The organism is Pseudomonas sp. C 49-2 (assembly GCF_003970195.1).
GTDB lineage: Bacteria > Pseudomonadota > Gammaproteobacteria > Pseudomonadales > Pseudomonadaceae > Aquipseudomonas > Aquipseudomonas canadensis.
In genome coordinates this window covers 94,063-106,454 of the sequence record NZ_RXYG01000012.1, presented here as the reverse complement: position 1 = coordinate 106,454, position 12,392 = coordinate 94,063, and the positions used below count along the sequence as shown (strand labels likewise).

The window sequence follows — 12,392 nt, the reverse complement described above, 5'->3', positions numbered from 1 at the left end:
TGCCGGCGTTCAGGTGGTTTTTTCGAGGACCCAATAATCGGCGGTGTCGACGTTGATATAGTTACCGCGCTCGATACGCATGACCACACGCACCTTGCCGTCCTCGGCCAAACGCTTGACGTACTCGACAAAAGGTTCATGGTCCAGGTAACTCTGGCGCGTACTGACAACCAGGTAGCCAGGAGTGCGCGCGACACGCAGCAGTTCGTCCAGTGCGGTGACGGCCACGTGTCCGTCGATGAACACGCCGCAACAGACCACCAGGTCATAGCGATCATCGGCGATGGCAGGGTTGCGCACGTTCAAGTCGACATCAGCCGTGAGCTGACTGTATGCGTTGGTCTTGCGTGCCTGCTCGACCATGCCGGCGGACAGGTCGATGCCATCGATCTCGCCGTAGCCGATCCCGGCCAGTTGCTCTCCCACCAACCCGGTACCACACCCGGCATCGAGAATCCGCGCACTGTGTGGCCGGCCCGATTTGACCAACGCGTGGGCCACCACATCCAGCAATTTTGCACAAACCCAGTGACCGACATACTTCTCACCAAAAGCGGTGTCTACGTAGCCTTGCGCCCACTCATCGTAGAAGGCCCGCAGCACCTCCTTTTCACCATTGAGCCGGTGGGATGCGGTCACCAATGCACTTTCCTCTGCCGTGTGTTTCATTGTCGATCCTCGATTGATGTCACGTGGGGAAATAAGCCTTAGCCCGCCAGCCGTTGGCTGCGCGCAATACCGGCTCGGAAACAGTCGGACAACGTCAAGCCTTCGCCTACGGCGTCCAGCAAGGCTTCCGTCACGCCACCTGGCGTGGTGGCGCTGTGCAGGTAGTCGCGCCGGGCACGGTCATCCAGCCCCCGGGGCCTTACGGCGTTGGCCCACGCAATCACCTTGCCCCAGGGCGGCAGGTTGCACGCTGTGGCGCCCCTGGCAATGGCTTCCTGGGACACGTTGACGGCCAGGCTCTCGCAGTAGGTCAAAACAATCGGCAGGCAGGGGCCATAGACGGTAAAGGCGTCGAATTCAGCTTCCGATGGCAGGTTGATCAGTTCGATTCCCAACCGGCGCAGCAACCCATCAACCAGGGCCGAATCGGCGCCATAACGCGCGCCGATGGCACAGGCGCCGGCAATCGTATCCGGGGCGCTGACCATGACACGGACGATCTGGGGGGGCGGCTGGAACAGGGACTTGATGCGCTCAACCGGCAAACCGGCGATAAACGAGACCAGCACAGTGCCGCTCTTGAGCTGCAGCCCGCTCAACGCCCGGTAGTCCTGAGGCCTTACGGTCAGCAGGATCAACTGCGACTCATCGACGACTCGCCGGTTGTCGGCATATCGGTCTTCCAGCCCGGCCTTCTTGAGCCTGCCCCGCGCAGCGCTGGAATGCCGATTGCTGAGCAACAGGTTGGCCCTGGGTAAGCCGGCGGCAATCAGCCCTTGGGCCAGGGCGACCCCCAAGTGGCCCGAGCCGACAATGCCGATGCGGGTGGACAACACTGTCTTGCAGTCATTCATATCCATAGCGAGTTGACCCTTGACCGTTGGAAACAGCGGCATCACGCCTCGGATGCCAGGCGCGAAGTCGCTCCTGCGCGGCGCACGCTCAGGACCTCCAGCACGCTCACACCCAGGATGCCAATCAGGACCAGCAGGGCTCCGCACACGAACCACAGGTCCAACGCATCGTTGAGGACCACCACCCCCAGTGCCACACCTGCCACCGGCGTTAACAGCTGCAGCACGGACAGGCGTGACGCAAGGTATTTGGTCAGCAGCCAATACCAGCCCAGGAAGGTCCCCAGGACCAGAACCAGGGTCTGGAAGGTCAGGTTCGCGACCACCGCACCGTCGATCTCAAAGGTGGAGTGGCCCATGAAAAAGGTCAGCGGAAAGATCAACAGCGTCGCGATACTCACCTGGTAAAACAGGGTTTTCTCCGGTCGCGCACTGGCGAGCGTCGACGTACGCACTGCAATGGTGGTGGCCCCCCAGGCGGCTCCGGACAGCAGCCCGAGCCCATCCCCCAGCAGCGTGTTGCCCTGGGCACCGTCGCCCCGCCCCATGAAGGTAATGACGATGCCAAGGAACGCCAGCACCACGAAACACCATTGGCTGCCACTGAGACGTTCCTCCTCGCGCAGGAAATGCAGGCCGAAACTCGCAAACAAGGGGCCGGTGTACAGAAACACGGTGATATGGCTGGCACTGCTGTAGCGCAAGCCTTCAGCGATGAAGATCGATTCCAGGGCTACCAGGATTCCGACCACGATACCCGCGCCGACGGTGTTATCGCCGAACAGCCCGGCACCCTGGCGATACCACAGGTAACCCCCAAGGATCAGCGCGGAAATGGCATATCGAATTGTCAATTGCATCAGCGGATCGAGCTGCGGCGCGGCCAGTTTGATCAATACCTGCTGCCCGCCCCATAACAGGCACAGGACCATCATCGTGGACACGGAAAAGACATCGAGGGATTTGCGTGTGTCGAGCATCGTCATAGACCTTGAGCCACGGCATTGAAAAACATAGGTTCAAGGCTATGCGCATCACCTCTGGCAAGTAATCGATTTTTTGCTAAGGTGCTTGCATGAAACTCAACCTGGAAAAACCTCACCGCCTCCCTTCCCTCAGCGCCTTGCGTGCGTTCGAAGCCGCCTCACGCTGCCGCACGCTCACCGAAGCCGCCCAGGAGTTGTGCGTGACCGTGGGCGCAGTGAGCCGGCAGATCCGCCAATTGGAGGACGACCTGGGGCTGAGCCTCTTTCATCGCACCGCTAACGGCGTAACCCTCAATGAGTCGGGGCAGCGCCTGGCCCGTGACGTGTCCAAGGCCTTCTCGCTGCTGCTCAAGGCCACCCAGGATATGCGCCCGCAAACCGGCGCCAGCATCGTGTTGACTTGCACGGTGTCCATCACCAGTCACTGGTTGAGCAAGCGGTTGCCGGCCATCACCGCGTATGCTGGCGGTAACCTTGCATTGACGATCGACCCGAGTTCCGAAGTGCGCAACCTCGACCATGGCGATGCCGATCTGGCGATTCGCTACTGCCCGCGCGAACTTGTGTTGAGCCATTCGGCGTTGCTGCTGCAGGACCGCTACTTCCCCGTTTGCAGCCCTGCCTACCTGAACAGCCTTGGGCCTGTCGACGAACCGCTGGACCTGGTGGGTGCGCGGCTGGTCCAGTCACCCTGGTACCACGACGATCGCTTGGGCAATGCCACTTGGGACGACTGGTTCACGGCGATTGCCAAGTGCGATACGCAGACGACGGCAGCGCTTTCCTTCAGCGGTGTGGGCTATGCCATGCATGAAGTGGCGCAGAATGGCGGGGTAATGATCGGCAGTTCTGCGCTGCTGCAAGACGAATTGGCCGACGGACGCCTGGTAGCCGTGTTCGGCGACCGCCATCAACTCACCTCCCCCTACGAATACAGGCTGGTCTGGACGCAATCGGCACACCAGTCGCATGATCAGCAGTACCTGATCAATGGCCTGCTGCGCGCCGCCGGGCAACCGTCGGCCTTTGCGCCGGGTAGGGCCTACGCCCCGGGGTAGGCCCCACCGTCCATATTGATGACCGCCCCCGACAAATAGGACGCTCTTGGACTGGCCAGGAACAACGCCAGATCGGCCACTTCCCCCGCGCGGGCAAACCTGCCCATCGGGATCGATGCCTGCTGTCGCGCCAGGGTCTGCTCAAGGCTTTCGCCGCTGCGTTGCGCCATACGTTCCAAGGTCGCCTGGGTACGGGGCGTCAGGGTAAACCCAGGGTTGATCACGTTGATACGGATGCCTTGGCAGCCATAGGCCTGCGCCAACCCCTGTGACGTGAGGATCAACGCTGCATTGGCTGCACCGCCGGCGACATGCTCGGGCATTGCGACCCGGCCACCGATGCCGACGATATTGACCACCGCCCGCAGCGACGGCTGCGCCTGGCCAAGAAAATGGGCAAGCACCGCATGCTGGGTGTTGATGTAGGGGCAGAACTTGGCGCTGAACGCCTCCAGGTAATGGGCCGGAGTAAGTTGACTCACCGGGTGTCTCGCAGCGGCACCGGCACTGTTGACCAGCACGTTGATGGCGCCATGGCGCGCGCTGATTGCGTCAATGACCGCTTGAGCCTGATCGGCGTCTGACAGGTCGCCGGCAAAAGGATGCACGTGCAGGCCCGCTTCCTCGCACACGCGTTGCGCCTGCTCAAGCCGCTGATGTGACCTCGAAACAATTGCCACCCGCGCGCCTTCGGCGGCAAAAGCCTGGGCGCAGGCCAGGCCAATGCCTGAGCTACCGCCGGCGACCACTACCAGGCGTTGTTGCAAAAACAGATCCATTCGGGCGGGGCCTCCTTCAGGCGTTTTTTCTCAGTTGGTCAAGATAACGCTCCACTTCCCCGGACAGCCAATGGGAGAATTCGCGCTGCTTGTCTTCCGAACTTTCCCTGGGTGGCCACACCAGCCAATACGGATAGGCATAGGGCGCACTCACATCGCACAACTGGACCAGCTCTCCGCGCTCGATAGCGTCATGCACCAGACTGCGCCGCTCCAGCGTGATGCCCTGCCCCAGGCGAACCGCCTCCAAGACCAGATTGGAGTCGTTGCTGCACAACCCCTTGCGTTCTTTGCCCATTTCAACGCCCGCGGCCTCGCACCAGGGCAACCATGATTCAGTGTTGTAGATGATCTCGCTGTCGATGACCTCTTGCGGTGTTTGCGGCAGGCGCCCGCTATTGAAGTGGGGGGCGGCGACGACGACGACTTCATCGTGGAACAACAGCTTCTGCTCGACCCCTTCCCAATCCCCCTTGCCCATACGGATACCGATATCCACCGATTCCTGATGCAAGTTGGAGATGGTCAGGCTGGCTTGCAGACGAATGCTGATATGAGGGTAAAGCTGCTGAAAACGTGGTAGGCGCGGTAACAGCCAGGACCGGCCAAACGACGGCAATACCGCCACCACCAACTCCCCCATCTTGGGCTGTGCCTGGATCAATCGCGTGGCTTCGGCGATATCGCCCAAGGCTTTGCGGATCTGCAACGCGTACAGCCGCCCATCCTCGCTGACACGCAAGCCCCGCCCTTCACGCACGAACAGGGTCAAGCCGACAATCTCTTCCAGCACCTTGATCTGCTGGCTGATGGCTGAATGGGTAACGTGCAATTCCTTGGCTGCCAGGGTGACGCTCCCCAACCTGGAAGTGGCTTCAAAACTGCGCAGGCAGGTCAACGGGGGGAATGCACTCATGTAAGCTAAACTAACCTATTGTGGTAAAAATTATCGATACTTTGAGGGCTATACTCAGGATAAAGTAACCTCAAATTAACAATCCTGCCAGATGCAGGCGTCTTTTCGTTCCACCGTCACCTCGCGAACCGCGGAGCGTCTTCGATGAAAACCACGATCATGGAACAGAGCGTCTCGACCGCCCGAATCACTCAGGCTCCGCAGGTGTTGCTGGCGAAAATGGCCTTGGGCCGACATTCCGTGAAATGGCTGGTGACCAAGGATCAACTACTCTCTTTCTGGTTGGAACAGCAAGCCTATGTCGTCGCGCTGAAAGGGCGTCATTGGATGACGTCCCAAGGTACCGATGTCTGCCTGGAACCCGGGGATTTCACCTGTCTTGCGCCGGGCCTGATTCTGCTGGAGGGCGACGGGGAAATCGCGCTGTTCCTGGCCGCCGACGAGGCCAGTCCTCGCGTGCGCGGGTTGCTTCTGGATCTCTACAAATACCTCAAGCATCCCCACTGCACTTTGAAAATTACCCTGACGTAAATGGAGGCTTCATGAAACTGGTTGGCATGCTGGACTCGCCCTACGTGCGCCGCGTCGCAATCTCCCTGGACCTGTATGGCGTCGACTTTGAGCATCAGCCGCTCTCGGTATTCAGCACCTACGAGCAATTTGCCCAAATCAATCCGGTCGTCAAGGCGCCCTCCCTGGTGCTGGACGATTCAACCGTGTTGATGGACTCAAGCCTGATCCTCGAATACTTCGAAGCGCTGGCGCCGGCCGACAGGAAGCTGTTGCCCGATCGCGCCAGCGAGCGCGCCCAGGACCTGCAATTGATCGGGCTCGCACTGGCCGCCTGTGAAAAAACCGTACAGATTGTGTACGAGCATAATCTGCGCCCCGCCGAAAAGCTCCACGAGCCCTGGCTCGACCGGGTGACCGGCCAATTGCTGGCAGCCTACTCGACCTTGGAAAAACGCCTGGCCCACGCGTCCGACGAAACGCTGACTCAAGGCGCCATTACCGCTGCGGTGGCGTGGTCGTTCAGCCAGTTCACGGTCGCCTCAGTGGTCAACGCCGAGTCCTTCCCGTACCTGCAGCGTCACGCCAAGCGCCTGGAGGAACTCCCGGCCTTCAAGCAATACCCCATCCAATAAACTGGCTCAAACGCCACGCGAGCCGGTCCCCACCGGCTCCTCGCCCTGTGCCCACATGAACGCCCCCTATGTACACCGTATTTTTTTCACCTACCGCCAACGGTTATAAAATCCTGCTGATGCTTGAGGCCCTGGCGGTCAATTACGACATCTGCCACATCAACCTCGCCCGCGATGAGCAGCACCTTCCCGCGTATCTGCAGCTAAACCCGCACGCGAAGATTCCGGTGCTGCTCGACCACGATACCCAGCAAGTGGTGGTGGAGTCGGCGGCGGTGCTGCTCTACCTGGCGGACAAGCACGCCCGTTTTCGCGGGACCTCGCCCGAGCAGCGCTGGCAGGTGGTGCAATGGCTGATCTGGCAAGTCAGCAGCCTGGGACCGATGGCCGGCCAGAATTATCACTTCCACCATCAGGCTTCCCAACCCGAGGCATACTCGGCCAACCGTTATCTGAACCAGACCCGCACGCTGTTCCAGGTCTTCGAGCAAGCCATCGCCGGGCGCGCGTTTATCTGCGGCGAATTTTCCATCGCCGACATGGCGATTTATCCCTGGCTGCGGCTGCACAAGGTGCTGCACATCAGCCTGGAGGCGCTACCTCACACCGTGCAGTACCTGCAACACATGGCCCAACGGGACGATGTTCGACGCGCCTATGATGCAGGCGCGCCGTATCATGAGCGCACGCACGGCGACGTCGACAAGCTTATGGCCATTGCCGATCGCCGCGCGACGGGCTAGACCGCCGTGGCGTACTTGCCTGCATGAAAGATCAGCGGGTTGCCTTCATTGAGTGTGAAGCTGATGACTTCGCCGATGAAAATCCAATGATCGCCACCGTCGAACTCATTGCGCTTGATGCATTCGAACTGAGCAATCGCGCCATCGATCAACGGCAGCTGGTTTTCGCTGATTGCATAGGGCACCTGGCTGAACTTGTCAGCGGTCGGCGTGGCAAAACGGTCGCTCAGCAGTTGTTGCTCATGGGCCAGTACATTGATCGCGAAGCCATCCGCCGCCTGGAATGCACGGGCGGTGTAAGATTCCTTGCGCAGGCTCCACAAGACCAGGGCCGGCTCCAATGACACCGAATTGAAGCTGCTGACCGTCAGCCCGGCAGGCGCGCCTCGATCATCCAGGGTTGTGACAACGGTGACCCCCGTGGCGTACTTGCCGTAGGCGTTACGCAACGCGCGCGTGTCCATCTGTTTTTCAAGCGTCTGCATGTCCCTGTCCACCTTTTCAGAGTTGGCCAACCACGGTGTGGTTGTCGATTGTCGTCAAGCATGCCGCCAGTATCTCCAGACCTTCGAGCAACACGGGCCGGGGAATGGTCAGTGGCATGAGAAAACGGATGACATTGCCGTATTGCCCGCACGCCAGCAGGAGCAAGCCTCGCTCGCGCGCACATTGGATCAGTTGCCGGGCCAGGCGCGCAGAAGGTACACGGTGCGCCGCATCGTCAAACAGCTCCAGGGCAACCATCGCCCCCAGGCCGCGGATACGGCAATGGATACCAAGGGCGCCGGTGATTTCCTTGAGGTTGTCGCGCAGATCCTCGCCCAGTTCGCGGGCGACGTTGAGCAACCCTTGCTCATCGAATACCCGCAGGACGGCCAATGCAGCCGAGCAGGCCAGCGGGTTCCCGGCGTAGGTGCCACCGAGGCCGCCGGGCAGGGGCGCGTCCATGATTTCAGCCTTGCCGGTCACGCCGGATAACGGCAGCCCGCCGGCAATCGACTTGCCGAACACAATCAAGTCGGCATGGACGCCCATTTGCTCCATCGCGAAAAAACTGCCGGTACGCCCCGCGCCACACTGTATTTCATCCGCGACCAGCACAATGCCATGCTGGTCGCACAAGGCGCGTAGCGCCACCATGAACGCCACAGGAGCTGCGACAAATCCCCCTTCACCCTGGACCGGCTCAATAACGATGGCAGCGATATCTTCCGGTGCGGCGTCGCTGCTGAAGATCCGGTAAATGCTGTTCATCGCCTCGACCACCGAAACGCCGGCGTCCGCATCCGGGAACATCGCCCGATAGACACCACCGGGCATCAGTCCCATGCCCTGGGCATAGGGGTTGACCTTGGCGGTCATCGCCAGGGTCATCAGCGTTCGGCCGTGATAGGCGCCGGTGAACACAATCACACCCGTGCGGCCTGTGTGTACGCGGGCGATTTTCAATGCACTTTCTACCGCCTCAGAGCCCGTGGTCAGCAGCAGCGTCTTCTTGGCAAAATCGCCCGGCACCCTCGCGTTGATCGCTTCACAGACCGCGATATAGCTCTCATAGGGCACCGCCGCAAAACACGTATGGGAAAACTGCTGCAATTGCGCCTGCACCGCGTCAACCACCTGCGGGTGCAGGTGACCGGTATTGAGCGCTGCAATCCCGCCGCAGAAATCCACGTAGCGCCGCCCTTCGACATCCCATAGCAGCGCATTGTCGGCACGCTCCACGTACACGGCATGGGCCTGGTTGACGCCCCGGGCGACTGCCTGGGTGCGTCGCTGCGCCAATGCCTGGGTTGTATCTTGCATACCCTTGCCCTCTCGTAGACGACAGTCAAAGCGGCTCCAGCCTTCACCGGAGCCGCATGCAGTGGGGGAACTCAGCGGGCCCGATAGGCTTGCAGCGCTGCATCTGCCTCGGCAGCCAGCTGCAGGCGGTCGCCGTAACGGTAGCTGTCGAGGAAGTCGAACTTGACCGGTGCATTGCCGCGGTCAAACCGTGCCTTGAGCCCGCCCGGTGCGTCATTGGCCCACTTGAGCAACGAATCGGCAAACTCCTGGCTCGCGCGGGAGATGAAGCGGTTGGAGAAATCGGCGAAATCGATCGGCAAATGCTCGCGCTGCTCTTCGAACAAGCGCTGCAATACCTCGATGGTCTGCGCTTCGCTCTGCTGGCCGGCACGGTAGGCTTCCATGGCGGTGCAAGCGGCCTCAAACAGCGCTTCGTAATACGGACTCTCGATCGACAGGTGCCCGGCATAGGTTGCCGTCTCGAACGCCTGTTCCAACGCCTCGTTATCGCCGGTCTTGAGGTAGTCGGAGAGAATCTTGCGAAACCGCAGCACGCCAATGTAACTGCCACTGATCCACACCCTGAACCACGCATTCCAGAGTGGGAAGCTGTCGAACGCGGTAAAGGAGTTGGCCACCAGGCGGTCGTTCACTTTCACCACTTCCAGGCTGTAATCCTGATAAGAGAGAAAGTCTTCTTTGCGCCAGACGTCAGTCTGGACCGCCTTGAGGATCTTCGGTGCCACCCGCGCAATCGACTCGAAGGTATTGACCAGGCCACGAGAAAACAAGGGGTCGACAAAACCCACTGCATGCCCAAGCAAGCAATAACGGTCCCCTACGCTTTCGCGGCTGGTGTAGTTGAGTCGCGGGGCTACGGTCCATTCGCGCACCCTGGCCGCGCCCTCGAAATGCCGGGCAACGGAAGGGTGATCGTCAAGAAACTGCTTGAACTCCACCTCTGGATCACCCGCAGGACCATGCTCGTCGATATCCAACTGCAGCCCGATGCTGCATAGCGGATTGGTGGAGTGAGGATGATTGTTGAACGGGATGATCCACAGCCATCCGCCCTTGAACATATGGTGCAACGTGCTTTGCGCCAGGGGTGTAGGCGAACCGGAAGCCTGGGTCGACGCGATGACCTCTTCGTAGAGCTTTACCCCGGTCATGTGCGTGAAGATCGACCGGGTACGCGCCTGCATTTCCCGGGCGCCCTGGCGTAGCTGGTACTTGTCGGCGATGGGCGAACGGTAACCCGCCGCGTCCACCACGTAGCGTGCGCTGAGCTGTTCGCGGCCCAGGTTCAGGATCATGCCGTCGGCGGTTTCTTCAATATCCTGAATCCGCGCTTGTTGCTTGATGGTCGCGCCGAGCCTGGCGGCCAGGGCCAGGTAATAGGCGTCCACATCCTGTCGGAACAGATGGGCCTCGGGGGCGATAACCGGAGTGGACACCACATCCAGCGGGTTATGTTCCTGGTGTTTGCCGTTCCAGGCAAAACTGAACGCCAACTTGATCCCGGCCGATGAGGAACCCACATGCTTGATCAGCGAATTGAGTTCGCCGGGGTAGGCCAACTCCGGTATGGCGTAACGGTTGGCCAGGATTTTCAACAGCACAGCGCTCTCGGGCACCATCGATTCGCCCACTGCAAAACGCGGATGGGTGCCAGCGTCGATGATGACCACGCTCACACCTTCCTTGGCCAGGATAGCGCCCAACATGGTTCCGGCAATGCCACTGCCAATGATGGCTACGTCGTAAGTGTTTTCCATGACAACCTCGATCGGTGGGTATTGATTCAGTGAAAGTGCGCACTTGCGCGCTGTAGGAGTTCGGTGCTGACCTGAAGCACCTCGACGCTGTCGGTCTGGGCCTCGACCAGAAACAGATAGTCGGCCTGGCCCGTGGCTAGCCAATAGTCGGCCAAGCCTCGGGCAATGGCTTGAACATCACGTCCAGGCATGGTCAGGACCAGCGTCGGTCCCTGAAAGCCATAGCGTGTGCAACAGATGGAGGTCGCCGCTCCGGCATTGGCGTTGATAAAGTCCGAGGGCGAAACACGGTCCTTGCTGGCCAGGCCTTCGACGATCCTGCCGGTAGTGGTCTTGGGATAAGCGTTGCCGTAATAAATGAACCCGACCTGAGCACGCACCGGGTCGAGGCGTTCGTGGTATTTGAGGTACAACTCGCTGACGCTGGACAGCACGCTGTAGACCGACGGGTCAGCGCTTTTGAGGCCTTTGCGCAAGCCTTCATCAAGGTCGTTGTAGGTGAAGTTGCTGGCATGAGCACGATCCAGGATTTTCATGAGACCCTCCTTGAAGTGACTTAGCTGTAGCGTTGGAACACAAGGCTGGTATTGAACCCGCCAAAGCCGATGGTGAGGCTCAGGCCGATCTGCGCCTGGGCCTGCAATGCCGTGCCGACGGGCAAGCGGAAATCCAGGTTCGCGATCGGCGTCTCAAGCCCGTGAATGGGCGGCACGACTCCGGTCTGCAGGCTCTTGACCAAGGCAATCGCCTCCAACGCCCCGGTTGCGCCCAATGTGTGGCCAAAGGCGCCTTTCGTGGCAAAGACGATGGGCTGGTAGCCGCTGAAGTAATCGGCATAGGCTGCGCTTTCCACCCGGTCATTGGTCAGGGTTCCGGAGCCATGGGCATTGACCAGGCCGATCTGGTTACGGTGAATCCCCGCCTCCTCCAGAGACCGGTCCAAGGCCAGGCGAATACCCGTGCCTTGCTCGTCCGGCGCAGTCAGTCCGGCGGCATCGTTGGCCGAGCCACAGCCCAGCAGATAGGCATAGGGCTTACGCGCCTCCTGCCCTTGACGCTCCAGCACCAGGAACCCCGCGCCCTCCCCCAGCAGCGTGCCGTCGTGACGCTGGTCGAACGCCCGCAGTCGAGTCGCCGACATGGTGCCCAACGCGGTATGAGCCAGGCGTTTGGAGCGGCCGAGGATATCCGCACCGCCACAGACACAGGTGTCGGCCAACCCGGCTCGGATCAGGTAAGCCCCCAGCATCAGCGCATCCGAGCCCGACGAGCACGCGGTGGACAGCGCCAACGGCTGCAAACCGAGTTGCTGCGCGGTGGTCACTACCCATTCATGCAGCGGATCTTCATGAAACGCCAGGCTGTCCAGGCGATACCCAAGGCTGGTGCCGGCAATCAGAAACTGCCGGGGGTTTTGCCCGCTGACGGCCACTCGGGCATCGTCCAATGCCGCCTTGACCGTGCGTTGCGTCAGATCCAGCAGCCGTGCCTTCGGCTCGGCGATGTCGCTGTCCGGCAGGAAGCCTGCCAGCGTGTTCTTGAGCGGATATTCGACGGGCAGATCACGTATGCCTGTCTGACCCTCTACCAGCCGCTCCCATACGGTCTGCAATTGAGACCCTAACGCGGTGGTCCATCCGAGACCTGTCACTACAACCTTGTTCATAGTGCCTCCA

Annotated in this window: 14 protein-coding genes; 4 read left to right on the top strand and 10 right to left on the bottom strand. The window is 60.7% G+C overall.

Annotation, left to right across the window (positions count from 1 at the left end):
• Positions 1-9 precede the first annotated feature (9 nt).
• Genes EJ576_RS22770 through EJ576_RS22760 form a run of 3 tightly spaced genes read right to left on the bottom strand, consistent with a single transcriptional unit; the run spans position 10 to position 2,503 of the window.
• Positions 10-669 (bottom strand): class I SAM-dependent methyltransferase, encoded by a 660-nt coding sequence (locus EJ576_RS22770; RefSeq protein WP_126571178.1) that lies wholly within the window; start codon positions 667-669, stop codon positions 10-12.
• A gap of 38 nt (positions 670-707) precedes the next feature.
• A complete protein-coding gene (locus tag EJ576_RS22765) occupies positions 708-1,529 on the bottom strand; it encodes a pyrroline-5-carboxylate reductase (RefSeq protein ID WP_158628959.1) in 822 nt (273 codons plus the stop codon).
• Between the two features lie 35 nt (positions 1,530-1,564).
• Positions 1,565-2,503 carry a DMT family transporter gene (locus tag EJ576_RS22760; RefSeq protein ID WP_123474104.1) on the bottom strand — a complete coding sequence of 313 codons (939 nt, stop codon included), beginning with the start codon at positions 2,501-2,503 and terminating at the stop codon, positions 1,565-1,567.
• A gap of 95 nt (positions 2,504-2,598) precedes the next feature.
• Here EJ576_RS22760 and EJ576_RS22755 point away from each other — a divergent pair, with 95 nt between their 5' ends.
• Positions 2,599-3,567 carry a LysR family transcriptional regulator gene (locus EJ576_RS22755; RefSeq protein ID WP_126571177.1) on the top strand — a complete coding sequence of 323 codons (969 nt, stop codon included), beginning with the start codon at positions 2,599-2,601 and terminating at the stop codon, positions 3,565-3,567.
• Here the strand turns inward: EJ576_RS22755 and EJ576_RS22750 are convergent.
• Both EJ576_RS22750 and EJ576_RS22745 read right to left on the bottom strand, forming a co-directional pair.
• The gene (locus EJ576_RS22750; protein WP_071489123.1) at positions 3,552-4,346 is read right to left on the bottom strand and encodes an SDR family oxidoreductase; all 795 of its coding nucleotides are present in this window, start codon (positions 4,344-4,346) and stop codon (positions 3,552-3,554) included. The two genes, EJ576_RS22755 and EJ576_RS22750, sit on opposite strands and share 16 nt — an antisense overlap.
• Before the next feature lie 16 nt (positions 4,347-4,362).
• Positions 4,363-5,262 carry a LysR substrate-binding domain-containing protein gene (locus tag EJ576_RS22745; protein WP_122724500.1) on the bottom strand — a complete coding sequence of 300 codons (900 nt, stop codon included), beginning with the start codon at positions 5,260-5,262 and terminating at the stop codon, positions 4,363-4,365.
• Positions 5,263-5,406: 144 nt separating this feature from the next.
• On the opposite strand from EJ576_RS22745, the gene EJ576_RS22740 reads away from it, so the two are divergent.
• The 3 genes from EJ576_RS22740 (at position 5,407) to EJ576_RS22730 (ending at position 7,150) form a co-directional block, all read left to right on the top strand.
• Entirely contained in the window at positions 5,407-5,793 is a 387-nt protein-coding gene (locus tag EJ576_RS22740; RefSeq protein WP_122724498.1) for a hypothetical protein, read from the top strand.
• Between the two features lie 11 nt (positions 5,794-5,804).
• The gene (locus EJ576_RS22735) at positions 5,805-6,407 is read left to right on the top strand and encodes a glutathione S-transferase (RefSeq protein ID WP_126571176.1); all 603 of its coding nucleotides are present in this window, start codon (positions 5,805-5,807) and stop codon (positions 6,405-6,407) included.
• Between the two features lie 68 nt (positions 6,408-6,475).
• A complete protein-coding gene (locus EJ576_RS22730) occupies positions 6,476-7,150 on the top strand; it encodes a glutathione S-transferase family protein (RefSeq protein ID WP_071489121.1) in 675 nt (224 codons plus the stop codon).
• Here EJ576_RS22730 and EJ576_RS22725 read toward each other — a convergent pair.
• The 5 genes from EJ576_RS22725 to EJ576_RS22705 form a co-directional block, all read right to left on the bottom strand.
• Positions 7,147-7,635 carry a flavin reductase family protein gene (locus tag EJ576_RS22725; protein ID WP_028619721.1) on the bottom strand — a complete coding sequence of 163 codons (489 nt, stop codon included), beginning with the start codon at positions 7,633-7,635 and terminating at the stop codon, positions 7,147-7,149. The genes EJ576_RS22730 and EJ576_RS22725 overlap by 4 nt on opposite strands.
• A 16-nt stretch (positions 7,636-7,651) precedes the next feature.
• Entirely contained in the window at positions 7,652-8,956 is a 1,305-nt protein-coding gene (gene gabT, locus EJ576_RS22720; RefSeq protein ID WP_122724489.1) for a 4-aminobutyrate--2-oxoglutarate transaminase, read from the bottom strand.
• A 71-nt stretch (positions 8,957-9,027) separates the two neighbouring features.
• Complete coding sequence (locus EJ576_RS22715; RefSeq protein WP_028619720.1) at positions 9,028-10,716, bottom strand: NAD(P)/FAD-dependent oxidoreductase; 1,689 nt, start codon at positions 10,714-10,716, stop codon at positions 9,028-9,030.
• 26 nt (positions 10,717-10,742) lie between these two features.
• Positions 10,743-11,252, bottom strand: coding sequence for a hypothetical protein (locus tag EJ576_RS22710; protein ID WP_122724485.1), 510 nt, complete (start codon positions 11,250-11,252; stop codon positions 10,743-10,745).
• A 20-nt stretch (positions 11,253-11,272) separates the two neighbouring features.
• The gene (locus EJ576_RS22705; RefSeq protein WP_126571175.1) at positions 11,273-12,382 is read right to left on the bottom strand and encodes a beta-ketoacyl-[acyl-carrier-protein] synthase family protein; all 1,110 of its coding nucleotides are present in this window, start codon (positions 12,380-12,382) and stop codon (positions 11,273-11,275) included.
• Positions 12,383-12,392 lie beyond the last annotated feature (10 nt).